Raw genomic sequence first — 17,317 nt, 5'->3', positions numbered from 1 at the left:
CACCGCATTCGTCACGGCGGCGCCGGAAACCCCGACCCGGCCACCGGCGCCGCTCCCCACCCAGACACCCCAGGGACGACATGACCCAGCACCTCGCTGCCCCCTCCACCGGCACGTCCGACGACGCCCCGGGCCACCGCACCGGCTGGTGGCAGGACGCGGTGATCTACCAGGTCTATCCACGGAGTTTCGCCGACGGCAACGGCGACGGCATGGGCGACCTCGCCGGCGTCACCGCCCGCCTGCCCTACCTGCGGGACCTCGGCGTCGACGCGGTGTGGCTCTCCCCCTTCTACGCCTCCCCTCAGGCCGACGCGGGTTACGACGTCGCCGACTACCGGGCCATCGACCCGATGTTCGGTACCCTGCTGGACGCCGACGCGCTGATCCGCGAGGCGCACGGCCTGGGCCTGCGCATCATCGTCGACCTGGTCCCCAACCACTCCTCCGACCAGCACGAGTGGTTCAAGCGCGCCCTGGCCGAGGGCCCCGGCTCCGCCCTGCGCGAGCGCTACCACTTCCGCCCGGGCAAGGGCGCCGACGGCGAACTCCCGCCCAACGACTGGGAGTCCATCTTCGGCGGCCCCGCCTGGACCCGTACGGTCAACCCGGACGGCACCCCCGGTGACTGGTACCTCCACCTCTTCGCCCCCGAGCAGCCCGACTTCAACTGGGAGCACCCGGCCGTCGCCGACGAGTTCCGCTCCATCCTGCGCTTCTGGCTCGACATGGGCGTCGACGGCTTCCGGGTCGACGTCGCCCACGGCCTCGTCAAGGCGGAGGGGCTGCCCGACCTCGGCGCCCACGACCAGCTCAAGCTGCTCGGCAACGACGTCATGCCCTTCTTCGACCAGGACGGCGTGCACGCGATCTACCGCAGCTGGCGCACCATCCTCGACGAATACCCGGGCGAGCGGATCGCCGTCGCCGAGGCGTGGACCCCGACCGTGGAGCGCACCGCCAACTACGTGCGCCCCGACGAGATGCACCAGGCCTTCAACTTCCAGTACCTCGGCACCGCCTGGGACGCCGCGGAGCTCCGCAAGGTCATCGACGCCTCGCTCGACGCCATGCGGCCGGTCGGCGCCCCCACCACCTGGGTGCTCTCCAACCACGACGTCACCCGGCACGCCACCCGCTTCGCCAACCCGGCGGGCCTGGGCACCCAGATCCGTACCCCCGGCGACCGTGAACTCGGCCTGCGCCGGGCCCGCGCCGCCACCCTCCTGATGCTCGCCCTGCCCGGCTCCGCCTACGTCTACCAGGGCGAGGAGCTCGGCCTGCCCGACGTCACCGACCTGCCCGACGAGGCCCGCCAGGACCCCTCGTTCTTCCGCGCCGCGGGCCAGGACGGCTTCCGCGACGGCTGCCGCGTCCCGATCCCGTGGAACCGCGAGGGAACGTCGTACGGCTTCGGCGAAGGCGGCAGCTGGCTCCCGCAGCCCGCCGGCTGGGGCGAGCTCTCCGTCGAGGCGCAGACCGGCGTGGAGGGCTCGACGCTGGAGCTGTACCGGGCCGCGATCGCCGCCCGCCGCGAGCACCCGGGCCTCGGCGCGGGCACGGACGTGGAGTGGCTGGACGGCCCCGAGGGCGTCCTCGTCCTCGCCCGCCCCGGCTTCGTCTGCACGGTCAACACCACCGGCGCCCCGGTCCGTATCACCGCCCGCGGCCGGGTGCTGCTCGCCAGCTCCCCGGTCACCGTGGACGGCGCCGGGGCCGTACTGCCCGCCGACACCACGGTGTGGTGGACGGTGTGACACTGCCCGCACCCAGGACCACGGCCGCGCCCCGCCTCTGCGACATCGCCGGTCAGGCGGCGGTCAGCGAGGCGACGGTCAGCCGGGTCCTGAACGGGAAGCAGGGCGTCGCGGACACCACGCGTCAGCGGGTGCTCGCGGCGCTCGACATCCTGGGCTACGAGCGGCCCGTACGGCTGAGGCAGCGCAGCGCCGGACTGATCGGGCTGGTGACACCCGAACTCACCAACCCGATCTTCCCGGCGTTCGCGCAGTCCGTGGAGCAGGTGCTGGCCGGGCACGGCTACACGCCCGTGCTCTGCACCCAACTCCCGGGCGGGGCAACGGAGGACGAGCTGGTCGAGCAGCTCGTGGAGCGGGGCGTGGGCGGCATCGTCTTCCTCTCCGGGCTGCACGCCGACACCTCGGCCGACCCGGCACGGTACGCCGCGCTCACCGAGCGCGGTGTGCCGTTCGTCCTGATCAACGGCTACAACGAGCGCATCAGCGCCCCGTTCGTCTCGCCCGATGACAACGCTGCCGTACGGATGGCCGTGGGCCACCTCGCCGACCTCGGCCACCGCCGCATCGGCCTCGCGATCGGCCCCCAGCGGTACGTCCCGTCCCGGCGCAAGCGGGACGGGTTCGTGGAGGCCGCGATCTCCCTGCTCGGCATGGACCGGGCGGAGGCCGAAGGACTCGTCTGCTCCACGCTGTTCAGCGTCGAGGGGGGCCAGGTGGCGGCGGGCGCCCTGCTGGACGCGGGGTGCACCGGCATCGTCTGCGGCAGCGACCTGATGGCCCTGGGCGTCGTGCGCGCCGCCCGGGGGAGGGGGCTGGACGTGCCGCGTGACGTCTCGGTCGTGGGCTTCGACGACTCGCAGCTCATCGCGTTCACCGACCCGCCGCTGACCACTGTGCGCCAGCCCGTGCAGGCGATGGCCGCGGCCGCGGTGGGCGCGTTGCTCGAGGAGATCGGCGGGAGCCCGGTGCAGCGCACCGAGTACGTCTTCCAGCCGGAGCTGGTCGTACGGGGCTCGACCGCGGCGGTACGCGCGGAGAGCTGACGAGGCACTGAGGAGACGTACAGGAGAGGCACCAGGAGTCGGCCCAGGAAGGGCCGGCGGGGAGTTGCAGCGACTCCGGGTGCCTCTCCTTGTCGTGACCGGCCCGGCCGGCCGGGCGCGTGGAGTCCGGGCACCGTGAGGTGCCGGAACCCTCGGCCGACCGGACCGGAGTCAGGTGAAACGTAACAGGCCCGCAATAACTTGCGAAAGACCTTGCAGCAAGAAACTGCGAAGAAAAATGGCTTGTTTCATGGATGTGAGCGGGGGATGTCCAAAGGGTTGACCAGTCCCTGGCGGGCTCGTACGGTCTGGTCCGCGGCAAGGTTTGCATTCTTGCAGCAAGAACCTTCAGGAGCCTTGAGGGCATGGCGCGTTGCCGACTGAGGCTGCACCGTCACCCGCGTTTCCCCCACCCCCGCAGGAGGAAAGACATGGCACGCAGACCCCTGTCTGCCGCGCTCGCCCTCGTGGCCTGCGCCGCTGCCGCTCTTGTCATCCCCACCGGATTCGGCACCGCGTCCCCCGCGCAGGCCGCCGCTCCGGGCGACAAGGACGTCACCGCCGTGCTGTTCGAGTGGAAGTTCGCCTCCATAGCCAAAGCGTGCACGGACACCCTCGGTCCGGCGGGCTACGGCTACGTCCAGGTCTCGCCGCCCCAGGAGCACATCCAGGGCGGCCAGTGGTGGACGTCGTACCAGCCCGTCAGCTACAAGATCGCCGGTCGCCTCGGTGACCGGGCCGCCTTCTCCGCCATGGTCAACACGTGTCACTCCGCCGGGGTCAAGGTCGTCGTGGACACCGTGATCAACCACATGGCGGCGGGCAACGGCACGGGCACCGGTGGCTCGGCGTACACCAAGTACGCCTATCCGGGCCTCTACTCGGACAACGACCTGAACCACTGCCAGGCGCCGATCACCAACTACAACGACCGCGCCAACGTCCAGAACTGCGAGCTCCTGGGCCTCGCCGACCTGGACACCCACGAGGACTACGTACGCGGCAGGATCGCCGGATACCTCAACGACCTGCTCTCCCTCGGCGTCGACGGCTTCCGCATCGACGCGGCCAAGCACATGCCCGCCGCCGACCTCGCCGGCATCAAGTCCCGGCTGACCAACCCGAACGCCTACTGGAAGCAGGAGGCGATCTACGGAGCGGGCGAGGCGGTCTCGCCCTCCGAGTACCTCGGCACCGGGGACGTCCAGGAGTTCCGGTACGCGCGCAGCCTCAAGCAGGTCTTCCTCAACGAGAACCTCGCCAACCTGAGGAACTTCGGCGAGGGCTGGGGCTTCATGCAGTCCGGCAAGTCCGCCGTCTTCGTCGACAACCACGACACCGAGCGCGGCGGGGACACCCTCAGCTACAAGAACGGCTCCGCCTACACCCTCGCCAACGTCTTCATGCTGGCGTGGCCCTACGGCTCCCCGGATGTCCACTCCGGCTACGAGTTCAGCAACCACGACGCCGGACCGCCGAACGGTGGCCAGGTGAACGCCTGCTACGCCGACGGCTGGAAGTGCCAGCACGACTGGCGCGAGGTCTCCTCCATGGTCGGCCTCCGCAACGCCGCACGCGGCCAGGCGGTCACCAACTGGTGGGACAGCGGCGGCGACCAGATCGCCTTCGGCCGGGGCACCAAGGCGTACGTGGCCATCAACCACGAGGGGTCCTCGCTGACCCGGACCTTCCAGACCTCGCTGCCCGCCGGTGACTACTGCGACGTGCAGAGCGGCAAGGGCGTCACGGTGAACGGTTCCGGCCAGTTCACCGCCACCCTCGGAGCCGGTACGGCCTTGGCCCTGCACACAGGCGCCCGTACGTGCTCCGGCGGGGGCGGTCCGACCCCGGGCCCCGGCAACGGCCAGTCCGGCGCCTCCTTCGGCGTCAACGCCACCACCCAGCCCGGCCAGAACATCCACGTCACCGGTGACCAGGCAGCCCTCGGCGACTGGAACCCGGCGGGCGCCCTGAAGCTCGACCCGGCCACGTACCCCGTCTGGAAGCTGGACGTGAACCTGCCCGCCGGGACGTCGTTCGCGTACAAGTACGTCCGCAAGGACGCGAGCGGCAACGTCACCTGGGAGAGCGGCGCCAACCGCACCGCCACCGTCCCGGCCTCCGGAAAGGTCACGCTGACCGCCGACGTCTGGCGCAGCTGACCCATATCTCCCGTGGGCCGGAGGCGCGCTGCCTCCGGCCCACGGTCAACCCTCCTGACATCAGCCGAGGAGCAACCCTTCCGTGTCCCGAACCACTCTCAGGCGAGGGGTCGTCGCCGCACTCTGCGCGGCGCTGCTGCCCGTCGTCCCGGCGGCCACCGCCGCCGCATCGCCCAGACCACCCGCGCCGCCCACCGACGCCCAGCTGGCGCGCGAGGCGGCCCGGCACGATCTCACACGTGAGCAGTTCTACTTCGTGCTGCCGGACCGGTTCGCCAACGGCTCCACCGCCAACGACCGCGGCGGACTGAAGGGTTCACGCCTGGAGCACGGCTTCGACCCCACCGACAAGGGGTTCTACCAGGGCGGCGACCTCAAGGGCCTGACCCAGAAGCTCGACTACATCCAGGGCCTCGGCACCACAGCGATCTGGCTCGCCCCGATCTTCAAGAACCGGCCCGTCCAGGGCACCGGCAAGGACGCCTCGGCCGGCTACCACGGGTACTGGATCACCGACTTCACCCAGGTCGACCCGCACTTCGGCACCAACGCCGACCTGGAGAAGCTGATCGACAAGGCCCACGCCAAGGGCATGAAGGTCTTCTTCGACGTCATCACCAACCACACCGCCGACACCGTCGACTACGCGGAGAAGGCCTACGGCTACAAGCCCAAGGGCGCCTTCCCCTACCTCGACAGCACCGGCCGCCCCTTCGACGAGCGCGACGGCGTCAAGAAGGTCGACCAGGACTCCTTCCCGTACACCCCGGTGCAGACCCCCGGCACGGGCAAGAAGGTCCCGTCCTGGCTCAACGACCCGACGATGTACCACAACCGGGGCGACTCGACGTGGGCCGGCGAGTCCAACGAGTACGGCGACTTCTCCGGCCTCGACGACCTGTGGACCGAGCGTCCCGAGGTCGTGAAGGGCATGGAGAAGATCTACGAGAAGTGGGTCCGCGACTTCGGCATCGACGGGTTCCGCATCGACACGGTCAAGCACGTCGACCTGGACTTCTGGACCCAGTGGGCCACCGCGCTCGACGCGTACGCCGCCAAGCGCGGCCGGGACGACTTCTTCATGTTCGGTGAGGTCTACTCCGCCGACCCGGCGATCACCTCGCCGTACGTCACCCGGGGCCGGCTGGACTCGACGCTGGACTTCCCCTTCCAGGAGGCCGCCCGCCAGTTCGCCTCCCAGGGCGCCCCGGCCGGCCGGCTCGCCTCGGTGTACGGCAACGACTACCGCTACACCACCGACAAGGCCAACGCCTACGAGCAGGTCACCTTCCTCGGCAACCACGACATGGGCCGCATCGGGACCTTCCTCAAGCAGGACAACCCGCAGGCCGATGACGCGGAGCTCCTGAAGCGGGCCCGGCTCGCCAACGAGCTGATGTTCCTCGGCCGGGGCAACCCGGTGATCTACTACGGCGACGAGCAGGGCTTCACCGGCGCGGGCGGCGACAAGGACTCCCGCCAGACCCTCTTCGCCTCGAAGACCGCCGACTACCTGGACGACGACCAGCTCGGCACCGACCGCACCCACGCCTCGGACGCGTACGACACCAAGCACCCGATCTACCGCTCCATCGCCGGGCTCGCCAAGCTCACCAAGGAGCACCCGGCGCTGCGGGACGGCGTGCAGAGCGAGCGCCACTCCGACGGTTCGGTGTACGCCACCTCGCGTATCGACGCCAAGCGGCCGTACGAGTACCTCGTCGCCTCCAACAACGCGGCCACCCCGAAGAAGGTCCAGCTCTCCACCGAGTCGGCCGGGGTCAACTTCCGTACGGTCTACGGCGGTTCCGGCGCGGTCCGCAGTGGCGCCGACAAGAAGGTCACCGTCACCGTGCCCGCCCTCTCCAGCATCGTGCTGCGGGCGGAGAAGCCGCTGGGCTCGCCGGCGGCCAAGCCCGCCATCGCTCTGAAGGCCCCGGCCGCCGGCGCCACCGGCACCGTCGAGATCACCGCCGACGTGGACGGCGGCCAGCTCAACCGGGTCGTCTTCGCCGCTCAGGTGGGCAACGGGAAGTGGCAGACGCTCGGTTCGGCCGACCACGCCCCGTACAAGGTCACCCAGTACCTCGACGAGAACGTGAAGGCCGGAACGTCCCTGCGCTACAAGGCCGTTGTCGTCGACCGGGCCGGCCGCACCTCCAGTGCGCTCGCCACGACCACCGCAGGCCGGACCCCGCCGACGCCGAAGCCCGTCGCCGTGGAGCGAGACCGGGCCGTGGTCCACTACCAGCGCGCGGACGGTGACTACGAGGGCTGGCAGCTCACGACCGGTGACAAGACCGCCGAGTTCGTCGGGCGGGACGCGTTCGGTGCGTTCGCCTGGATCGACCTGGAGGAGGGTGCGAGCTCGGTCCCGTACACCGTCGAGAAGAACGGCACGGCGGACGGGCCGCAGCGGACCATCGACCTCGGGGTGACCGGGCAGGTCTGGATCCAGCAGGGCAAGGACGAGCAGGCGGTTCAAGCTCCGGAAGCGCCGCCGCGGGACACCACGAAGGCCGTCCTCAACTACCACCGTGCCGACGGCGATTACGACGGCTGGGGTCTGCACACCTGGACCGGCGCCAAGGAGCCCACCGACTGGGCCAAGCCGCTGATGCCGGTCAGGAAGGACACCTACGGGGTCACCTTCGAGGTGCCGCTCGTCGACGGGGCCGCCTCGCTCAGCTACATCCTGCACAAGGGCGACGAGAAGGACCTCCCCAGCGACCAGTCCCTCGACCTCGCGACGTACGGCCACGAGGTCTGGATGCTCGGCGGCAAGCCCGGCTATCTGCTCCCGCAGATCGGTGGGGGCGCGGCCCCCGACCTCACCAAGGCCGAGGCGCAGTGGATCGACACGAACACCGTCGTCTGGAAGGTGAAGACGACCGACGCCACCAGCCAGCAGCTCGTGTACGCCAAGAAGGGCGGCATCTCCGTCGTCGACGGGGCGCTCTCCGGCGAGGGCCAGTGGCTGCGGCTCACGCAGGCCGCGCTCAGTGACGCGCAGAAGGCCACGTTCCCGCACCTGAAGGACTATCCCGCCTTCACCGTCGACCCCCGCGACCGGGACCGCGTCCGTGCATCCCTGCGCGGCCAGCTCATCGCCACCCAGCGCGCGGCCAACGGCGCTCTGCTCGCCGCCACCGGCGTACAGACGGCGGGCATCCTGGACGACCTGTACGGGAGGAACGCGGCCTCCGCGTCCCTCGGACCGGTCTTCCGTGGCGGTACGCCCACGCTCTCCGTCTGGGCCCCGACCGCCGCGACCGTCACCCTCGAACTCGACGGCCGTACGCACCCGATGAAGCGCGACGACCGCACCGGCGTCTGGTCGGTCACCGGAAGCAAGGACTGGCGGGGCAAGCCCTACCGGTACGCCGTCACCGTCTGGGCGCCCACCGTCCAGAAGCTGGTCACCAACAAGGTCACCGACCCTTACTCCACCGCCCTGACCGCCGACTCCGCCCGCAGCCTCGTCGTCGACCTCACCGACCCGAAGCTGGCGCCGCGCGGCTGGTCCGGCCTGAAGAAGCCCGCCGCCACCCCGCTGCGGGACGCCCAGATCCAGGAACTGCACGTCCGGGACTTCTCCATCACGGACCGCACGGCCAAGCACCCCGGTGAGTACCGGGCCTTCACCGACACCGGGTCCAAGGGCATGCAGCACCTGAAGAAACTGGCCGGATCCGGCACCAGCTACGTCCACCTGCTGCCCGTCTTCGACATCGGGACCATCCCGGAGAAGAAGGCCGGCCAGGCCGAGCCCGCCTGTGACCTCCACGTCTACGCCCCCGACTCCGAGGAGCAGCAGGCCTGCGTCTCCGAGGCCGCCGCCAAGGACGGCTTCAACTGGGGCTACGACCCCTTCCACTACACCGTCCCCGAGGGCTCGTACGCCTCCGACCCCGACGGCACCCGGCGCACGGTCGAGTTCCGGCAGATGGTCCAGGGCCTCAACCAGGCCGGGCTGCGCACGGTCATGGACGTCGTCTACAACCACACCGTCGCCTCCGGCCAGGACGACAAGTCGGTCCTCGACCGCATCGTGCCCGGCTATTACCAGCGGCTCCTGGAGGACGGCACCGTCGCCACCTCCACCTGCTGCGCCAACACCGCGCCCGAGAACACCATGATGGGCAAGCTCGTCGTCGACTCGATCGTCACCTGGGCGAAGGAGTACAAGGTCGACGGCTTCCGCTTCGACCTGATGGGCCACCACCCCAAGGACAACGTCCTCGCCGTCCGCGAGGCGCTGGACCGGCTCACGCTCGCCAAGGACGGCGTCGACGGGAAGAAGATCATCCTGTACGGCGAGGGCTGGAACTTCGGCGAGATCGCGGACGACGCCCGCTTCGTCCAGTCCACCCAGAAGAACATGGCCGGCACCGGCATCGCGACCTTCTCCGACCGGGCCCGTGACGCCGTACGCGGCGGCGGCCCCTTCGACGAGGACCCCGGCGTCCAGGGCTTCGCCACCGGCCTCTACACCGACCCCAACTCCTCTCCGGCCAACGGCACCCGCGCCGAACAGAAGGCCCGGCTCCTGCACTACCAGGACCTGATCAAGGTCGGGCTCTCCGGCAACCTCGCCGACTACACCTTCACCGACACCTCCGGCCGCAGGGTCAAGGGCTCGGACGTCGACTACAACGGGGCGCCCGCCGGATACGCGGCCGTCCCCGGCGACGCGCTGGCCTACTCCGACGCCCACGACAACGAGACGCTCTTCGACACCCTCGCCTTCAAGCTCCCGGCCGGTACGACGGCCGCCGAGCGGGCCAGGGCCCAGGTGGTGGCCATGGCCGCCTCCGTCCTGTCGCAGGGCCCCTCGCTCTCCCAGGCGGGCACCGACCTGCTGCGTTCCAAGTCGCTGGACCGCAACTCCTACGACAGCGGCGACTGGTTCAACGCCCTGCACTGGGACTGCCGCGACGGCAACGGCTTCGGCCGGGGTCTGCCGCCCGCCGCCGACAACCAGGACAAGTGGTCGTACGCGAAGCCGCTGCTGACGGCCTCCGCCACGGTCGCCCCCAACTGCGCCCAGATCGAAGGCGCCTCGGCCGCCTACCGCGACCTGCTCACCATCCGCTCCACCGAGAAGGAGTTCTCGCTCTCCACCGCCGGGCAGGTGCAGTCCGCCCTGTCCTTCCCGCTCTCCGGCAAGGACGAGACCCCCGGCGTGATCACCATGCGCCTGGGCAAGCTCGCCGTCGTCCTCAACGCCACCCCGGACACCGCCACCCAGCGGCTCGCCGCACCCGCGGGGAAGACGTACGCCCTGCACCCGGTCCAGGCCAAGGGAGCGGATCTTACGGTCAAACGAGCCAGGTACGACGGGAAATCAGCCAGTTTCACCGTACCGGGACGCACGGCGGCGGTCTTCGTCCTGCGGTGACACCCACCGGCACTACGGTGACGGCAGACGTCGGCGATGGAGCCGCGACAGCCGTCCTGGTCCACCACCGGGCCGGTCCCGCCTCCCCGACAGAGGGAGGCGGGACCGGCCCGGTTCGTGCGGCAGGAGTTCCGCCGGCGGCGGGCCGGCTCACCGGCGCCCTCTGCCCCAGCGTGCCGGACGGTGATGATGACCAAGGTGGGATTCCTTCCTGAGGAGACGAGCAGCTTCGTCGGGAGGCGGGCCGAACTGGCCCGGCTGGAGGCATCGTTGGCCACGCGGCGGATGACCACCCTGATCGGGTCCGGCGGTGTCGGCAAGACCCGGCTCGCCGTCCGGGCCGCCCGCGCCGCCGCCGACCGCTACCCGGACGGCGCCTGGTGGGCCGACCTCTCCCCGCTCTACGACGACGCGCTCCTTCTCCCCACCGTCTCCGACGCGGTCGGGCTCGCCGACCACACCCTGCGAATGCCCGTCGAGGCGCTCTGCGAATGGCTCGGCGACAAACGCCTCCTGCTCGTCCTCGACTCCGCCGAACACCTCCGTGCCCCCTGCTCCCATCTGCTGGCCGAGCTCCTCACCACCTCGCCCGGCCTGACCGTCCTGGTCACCAGCAGGCAGCCGCTGGGCACCCGGGGCGAGCACGCCGTACGCGTCCAGCCGCTCCCGGTCGACGGCGCCCCCGACGCGCTCCAGCTCTTCGAGGACCGGCTGCGCGCGGGCGACCCCCGGGCGGGCCTGGACGCGCCGGGCGACCGGGCGGCCGCCGCCGACATCTGCCGCCGCCTCGAGGGCATCCCGCTCGCCATCGAACTGGCCGCCGCGGGCATCGGCCGCCACACCGTGACCCAGCTGGCCACCCGCATCGGGACCCGCTTCGACGCCCCGGCCGGCGCCGATGACCTCACCGCCTCCCGGCTCGACCTCCTCGCCGACGACTCCCTCTGGCCCCGCCGCCACCGCACCCTGCGCACGACGATCGGCTGGAGCCACGAGCTCTGCACCCCGCTGGAGCGGCTCCTGTGGGCCCGCCTCACCCTGCTCCGTACGGACTTCGACGAGGAGGTCGCCCGCGAGGTCTGCACCGGGGGGCCGCTCACCCCGGGCGAGGTGGACCGCGCACTGCAAGGGCTCGTCGCCCAGTCCGTCGTCCAGCGCGACGGCACCCGCTACCGGATGCTCGACACCCTGCGCGAGTACGGCCGTATGTGGCTCGGCGAACTCGGCGAGGAGCGGGCGGCCGCCGACCGGCACGCCGCGAGCTTCCTCGGACTCGCACGCCGCGCCCACGACGGGTGGACCGGCCCGGACCAGGTCTCCTGGTACCACAAGATCGCCGACACCCATCTGGACCTGTGCGCCGCCCTGGACCACCTGCTCGCCCACGATGTGGCGGGAGCCCAGGAGATGGCGGGCCGGGTCGGCTTCTTCTGGGCCTGCTGCGGCCATCTGTCGGAGGCGCGCGGCTACGCCCAGCGCGCCCTGGACGCGGGCCCGGTGGACGGCCCGCACCGGACCCGGCTGCAGTGGGTGCTCGGCGTCGCGGCGCTGCTCCAGGGGGACTTCGCGACCGCCGAGAAGTACGGGGCGCTCTGCACAGCCATCGCGCTGTACGACCGCGACGACGAGGGCATGCTCGGCGCCACCTACCTCTCCGGCCTCACCCAGCTGATGACGGGGGAGCCCGCGGCGGCACTGGAAGCGGCCGAACGGGTGCTGCGGATGACGGAGACGGCCCCCTCCGACGGGACGGTCTCCGAAAGCGCCTCCCGGGAGGAGGTTTCCGAGCCCGTCGCGTCCCTCTCCGAACCCGGCGGGGACACCGCTCCCGTCGAGTTCCCCTGCGAACCCGGCGGGGACCTCTCCCCCCTGGAGTCCGCCCACCGGCTGCGCTGCCGCCTCATCACCGTCTTCGCGCTCACCGCGCTGGGCCGGCTCACCGAGTCCGGGCGGGCCGCCGCCGCGCTGCGCCGGTCCTGCGAGCGGGGCGGCGAGTTCTGGACCCGCTCCTACGCCGACTACCAGCTCGCCCTGATCGCCCTGCTCCAGGGCCGCCCGGAGGCCTCCGCCACGCACGCCCGGGCGATGCTCGCGGGCAAGCACCGGCTGCGCGACAGCTTCGGCATCGCGCTGGGCCTGGACATCCTGGCCGCCGCCATCGCCGCCCGGGGCGCGGGCGCCCAGGCCGCCAGGGTCTACGGCACCGGGCACGCGTACTGGCGGATGGTGGGCCACCCCCAGCGCGGTACGCCGGAGCTGGGCCCGGTCCGCGAGACCTGCGAGCTCCAGGCCCGGGCCGCTGTGGGCGACGAGGCGTACCAGCGAGCCTTCGAGCGCGGCCAGGCGGACAACGCGGAGGTCGGCCTCGCAGCGGCGTTGCGGAGCGAGCTCGAGCTCTGAGGGGATGAGGGGGCGCTCGGGGGGAGTGATGCGGACGTGCGGGTTCTGACGGCGGGCTACCCGCCCCGCACGTCGTGAGTTAGGTTAGGCATACCTAAGTGACCGCTTGGGTTTCCTGACCGCCTCTGGAGAACTCGGATGCGTCCTTTCAGCGCCCGTGCCACGCAGCCGACCCGCGCCGAGCGCGTCCGGTCGATCCTCGTCGTCGCCCACTCGATGACGGTGGTGAGCGACGGGGTGCAGACCGAAGTCCGCCGGCTGGACGGCACGGGGGCGATGGGCCACATCCACCTGCACGCCCCCACCGAGGGCGGTCACGCCCCGGCCGGCGAGCGGGTCCCGGCCCGCCTGGAGTTCACGGACATCGCCCCCACCCCCGTCCGCGAACGGCTGCGCGCCCGGGTCACGGTGACCGGTCTGCTGGCGGCCCCGTACAGCACGGACACCGAGAGCTCCACCTGCATGGAGTTCGGCCAGGCGGTCCTGGAGGACGCCGAGGGCCGTACGTTCATCACGCTGGAGGAGCTGGAGCGGACGGAGACCGACCCGGTCGCCGCGTGCGAGGCTGGCATGCTGACCCACCTGGTCGACGACCACGGCGAGCTCGTGCCGCTGCTGCTGCGCCTCGTCCGCCCCCACCCGGAGCGGGGGATGGTGCGGGCGGTGCCGCTGGCGATGGACCGCTACGGCGTGACGCTGCGCCTGGAGTACCCGCGCGCCCACCGCGACGTACGGCTGCCCTTCCCCACGCCCGTGACCGGCATCGACCAGGCGGGCCCGCAGATCCACGCCCTGCTGTCCGCCGCCCGCCGCCTCTCGCACAGCAACGGCCTGCCGGCGTAGGGGGGTTGTCGACCTAGGGGCTCTTGCGCCGCAGTCGCTGCGCCGGGACGGCCGGTACGGCGGGGGCGAGTGCGGAGAGCCGGCCCAGCAGGTCCCCGAACGGCCCCTCCGCCGGCTCCTGGGAGAGCACCCGCAGCACGATGCCCGCCATCTCCTGGTCGTACGCGGCGCTGACGGCCGCCAGCGCGGCGAAGTCGTGCACGAGCTGGATCTCCAGCTCCTCGCGCGGGATGCGCCGCCCGTCGAGCCAGATCAGCGCGGTCGACTCGGCGAGCGAGACCCAGGAGCGGACCACCAACTCCAGCCGGGCGGGAGGGTCTTCCACCCCCAGGTGCGTGATGATCTGCTCGTACGCGGCCTGCCGCACCCCGTCGATCATGGCGGTCGCCGTGGACGAACCGACGGCGGGGCCGCCGCGCATCAGCGCCGAGAAGCCCGGGCCGTGCTCGTCGACGAAGTCGAAGAACCGCCCCATCACCCGCAGCAGCCGTGCCCCGAGGGGCCCTTCGAGCGGCTCCAGGAAACGGGCGGCCAGCTCGTCGGCCGCCCGCCGCAGCGCGGCCTCGTACAGACTCTGCTTCCCCGGGAAGTAGTGGTAGACCAGCGGCCGTGAGATGCCCGCAGCGGCGGCGATCTCGTCGATCGACACATCCTCGGGGGAGCGCCGGCTGAACAAGTCCAGCGCGACGCCGATCAGTTGCTGCCTGCGCTCGTCGACGCCCATCCTGCGCCGTACCCCGGTCGTCATCCCGACAGCCTAACCGGGGTGGGGTCGCGCGTCGTCCCTGGACCGGCGTGGCGGCGCCCCGGTCTCCGGTCCGCCCCGGGAGCCGCGCCGGGGGTGGCCGATTACCGACCGGCCGGTCCGGTAAGCGGATCCGGTGGCCCCCGGGCTCTCCGCCGCGAAGGCGGCCGCGGATCACGGGAAGTCCCCTGGTCACCGCTGACGTGCGGGTACGCGGTGTGCGCAGCCGAAGTGATCCGCGGGGAGGGGGTGGGCCCGGGATGCGTCTTTACGTGAGCTGAACAAGCGACCGGGGGGGTCTGTTTTCCGTGTGATACCCCACGGCCCGTGTGTGCCACCGATCCACGTGGTGCACAAGGCGTGTGAAGGGGGGCGTGGTGCCAGGGTCGGCAGAAGGAGGCGTTCGTGCGGAAGCGCGAGGGCCGCACCGCGGGCGGGCAGCCGCCCCGGTGACACGGGCGGTGCCCGTCGCCCCGCCCCCGCGGTCCTGTACGGGGGGCGAGCCCGGCGCGGTTCGCCCCGGACACCTCAGCCGGAGGCCGCTGCGGGATTCCCGGCGGGCCGGCGTCCCCGGCGAGGGGAAGCTCCCGACGAGCCACCACACCATCATCATCAGAGTCCGCGGAACGTCTGTCGCAGGACGTCCGTGACCCGTACACGGGCGAGGCATGTACACAGAAGACAGCACATCCGAAACGGCGCCGGCAGCAGGGAACCGCGGTTCCTGATCCTCGGTCCGCTGGAAGTCTCCGTCGACGGGACCCGGCTCTCGCTCGGCGGAGCGGTCCAGGAGCGGGTGCTGTCCGTCCTGCCCCTGGAGCCGGGACGGGTGGTTCCCATGGCGCGCCTCATCGAGGCGGCGTGGGAGGGCGATCCGCCCACCACGGCCTCGCACCAGGTCCGCAAGGCCGTCTCGGAACTGCGGCGGCGCATCCCCGGTGACGCGGTCGTCTCGACCGAGGGCAGCGGCTACCGCGCCACCGTGACCACGGCGCAGCTCGATCTTCTGGAGTTCAACGACCGGATCCGTGCAGCCGAGCAGGCTCTGCGGGAGAACCGGCGGACCGACGCCGTCGCCGCGCTGGAGGCCGCGCTGGCGCTGCGGCGCGGGAGCGGCCTCGCCGGCCAGGGCGGCACGGTCATCGAGTCCGCGGTCACGGTCCTGGAAGAGCGCTGGCTGGTGGCCACGGAGGAACTCTTCACCCTGCGCCTGGGCATGGGGCTCAGCGGCGAACTGGTGGCCGACCTGCGGATCGTGGTCTCCGAGCATCCGCTCCGCGAAACGCTCCACGGCCACCTGATGCTCGCCCTGTACCGCACCGGGCGGAAGGCCGAGGCGCTGCACGAGTACGCCCGGCTCCGTGAGGTCCTTGCCGATCAGCTCGGCGTCGAGCCCGTCCCCCAACTGGCCCGGCTCCACGAGGAGATCCTGCGCGACGACCCCGGCCTGGTGCTGCCGCAACCCCCTCGGCCTCCGGCCGCCCCGGAGCCTCCGGAGGCCCGGCCCGCCCAGGTCTGCACCCTGCCCCAGCCGCTGTCCGACTTCACCGGCCGCAGCAGGGAACTGTCCGAGCTGCTGGCCTGCGTCGACGAGTCCGACACATCCGACGACCGGTCCACCCGGGTCGTGGCGGTGGACGGCATGGGTGGTTCGGGGAAGACCTCCCTCGCGGTCCGGGCCGCCCACCAGCTGGCCGACCGCTTCCCTGACGGCCAACTCCACGTCGACTGCGCGGATGCACCCCGGGTGAGCAGCCGCTGGTGTCGCCCGGCACGGCACTCGGCCATTTGCTGCGCGCGTACGGCGTCAGCGACGACCGCATCCCCAGCGACACGGAGGCCAGGGCCAACATGTGGCGCGCCACGGTCGCCGGCCGCCGACTGCTGCTGCTCCTGGACAACGCCGCCCAGGCCGAACAGGTGACGCCGGTGATCACCGCGTCGCCCGGCTGCCTGGTCCTGATCACCAGCCGTTCCCGGCTGCTGGACCTCGACGGCGTCCGGTGGGTGTCCGTGGGGCTCATGACGCCCGAGGAGAGCGCAGCCCTGGTCGCGACGACGCTCGGGCCCGACCGGGCCGCGGCCGAGCCCGAGTCGGCGGCGGAGCTCGCCGAGCTCTGCGGGCACCTGCCTCTGGCCCTGCGCATCGCCACCGCCCGGTTGCGCAACCGCTCCTCGTGGACCCTGCGTTACCTCGCCGAACGGCTCGGTGGCCGCCTCTTACGCGGCCAGCCGGCCCTCCTACCCGCCCGCCCTGCTGGACGCGATCGAAAAGCTGTCCGGCCGCCCGCTGGCCGGAGCGCGGGTCGCCGACGTCGGGGCCGGCACCGGCATCTCCACCGCCCTGCTGGACGGCCGCGGCGCCCGGGCGGTGGCCGTGGAGCCGGGCGACGGGATGGCCGCGCAGCTCCGCCGGGGTCTGCCGCACGTGCCCGTGGTCCGGGGCGACGGCAACCGGCTGCCGCTGCGGACCGGGTCGCTGGACCTGATCACGTACGCCCAGTCATGGCACTGGACCGACCCGGCCCGCTCCGTCCCCGAGGCGCGCCGGGTGCTGCGGCCCGGCGGGGCGCTCGCCCTGTGGTGGAACGACTCCGACCCGCGCGTGGCGTGGATCGGGGACCAGAGGCGGCGGGTGCTGGACACCTTCGGCGAGGGACAGGAGGACCAGCACGTGGCGGCGTACGACGCCGACGCCCGGCTCCGGGCCGGGCTGCCCGCCGGGGTGGACTTCCGCACCCGGCAGGTGGAGTGGAGCCGGGAGGTGACGCTCGACGTCCACCTCGCCAACCTCGCCAGCCACTCGGTCTTCCTGGTCGCGGAACGGGCGGTGGCCGCCGGGGTCCTGGAGCGGGAACGCGCCCTGCTGGCCGCTGCGTTCCCAGGCGGGACGGTCCGCGAGTCCTATGTGACGAGCCTGGCCGTCGCCCGTACCTGAGACCGGTTTTGGGTGCAGGATGGAC

9 protein-coding genes and 1 pseudogene are annotated in these 17,317 nt (G+C 71.9%); 9 read left to right on the top strand and 1 reads right to left on the bottom strand.

Going from position 1 to position 17,317, the window contains the following annotated elements:
• Positions 1–80: 80 nt before the first annotated feature.
• The 6 genes from ABZ154_RS08595 (at position 81) to ABZ154_RS08570 (ending at position 13,609) form a co-directional block, all read left to right on the top strand.
• Positions 81–1,757 carry a glycoside hydrolase family 13 protein gene (locus ABZ154_RS08595; protein ID WP_356830335.1) on the top strand — a complete coding sequence of 559 codons (1,677 nt, stop codon included), beginning with the start codon at positions 81–83 and terminating at the stop codon, positions 1,755–1,757.
• The gene (locus tag ABZ154_RS08590; protein WP_356830333.1) at positions 1,742–2,803 is read left to right on the top strand and encodes a LacI family DNA-binding transcriptional regulator; all 1,062 of its coding nucleotides are present in this window, start codon (positions 1,742–1,744) and stop codon (positions 2,801–2,803) included. Before ABZ154_RS08595 ends, ABZ154_RS08590 begins: the two co-directional genes overlap by 16 nt.
• Before the next feature lie 431 nt (positions 2,804–3,234).
• Positions 3,235–4,965, top strand: coding sequence for a carbohydrate-binding module family 20 domain-containing protein (locus ABZ154_RS08585; protein ID WP_356830331.1), 1,731 nt, complete (start codon positions 3,235–3,237; stop codon positions 4,963–4,965).
• An 82-nt stretch (positions 4,966–5,047) separates the two neighbouring features.
• Positions 5,048–10,366 carry a pullulanase-type alpha-1,6-glucosidase gene (gene pulA / locus ABZ154_RS08580; RefSeq protein ID WP_356830329.1) on the top strand — a complete coding sequence of 1,773 codons (5,319 nt, stop codon included), beginning with the start codon at positions 5,048–5,050 and terminating at the stop codon, positions 10,364–10,366.
• 186 nt (positions 10,367–10,552) lie between these two features.
• On the top strand, positions 10,553–12,766 hold the full coding sequence (locus tag ABZ154_RS08575) for an NB-ARC domain-containing protein (RefSeq protein ID WP_356830473.1): 2,214 nt from the start codon (positions 10,553–10,555) through the stop codon (positions 12,764–12,766).
• Positions 12,767–12,904: 138 nt separating this feature from the next.
• A complete protein-coding gene (locus tag ABZ154_RS08570; RefSeq protein ID WP_356830327.1) occupies positions 12,905–13,609 on the top strand; it encodes a DUF2470 domain-containing protein in 705 nt (234 codons plus the stop codon).
• 13 nt (positions 13,610–13,622) lie between these two features.
• On the opposite strand, the gene ABZ154_RS08565 is transcribed toward ABZ154_RS08570, so the two are convergent.
• On the bottom strand, positions 13,623–14,357 hold the full coding sequence (locus ABZ154_RS08565) for a TetR/AcrR family transcriptional regulator (protein WP_356830325.1): 735 nt from the start codon (positions 14,355–14,357) through the stop codon (positions 13,623–13,625).
• 643 nt (positions 14,358–15,000) lie between these two features.
• Between ABZ154_RS08565 and ABZ154_RS08560 the strand changes: the two genes are divergently transcribed.
• The 3 genes and pseudogenes from ABZ154_RS08560 (at position 15,001) to ABZ154_RS08550 (ending at position 17,292) form a co-directional block, all read left to right on the top strand.
• Complete coding sequence (locus tag ABZ154_RS08560; RefSeq protein ID WP_356830323.1) at positions 15,001–16,278, top strand: AfsR/SARP family transcriptional regulator; 1,278 nt, start codon at positions 15,001–15,003, stop codon at positions 16,276–16,278.
• Positions 16,206–16,466, top strand: a pseudogene (locus tag ABZ154_RS08555) (transcriptional regulator); the annotation flags it as partial. The gene ABZ154_RS08560 and the pseudogene ABZ154_RS08555, both read left to right, overlap by 73 nt.
• A gap of 97 nt (positions 16,467–16,563) precedes the next feature.
• The gene (locus tag ABZ154_RS08550) at positions 16,564–17,292 is read left to right on the top strand and encodes a class I SAM-dependent methyltransferase (protein WP_356830321.1); all 729 of its coding nucleotides are present in this window, start codon (positions 16,564–16,566) and stop codon (positions 17,290–17,292) included.
• Positions 17,293–17,317 lie beyond the last annotated feature (25 nt).

Origin of the sequence: Streptomyces sp. NPDC006261 (assembly GCF_040613515.1) — a bacterium.
GTDB lineage: Bacteria > Actinomycetota > Actinomycetes > Streptomycetales > Streptomycetaceae > Streptomyces.
This window is presented reverse-complemented; position numbering and strand designations above follow the sequence as displayed.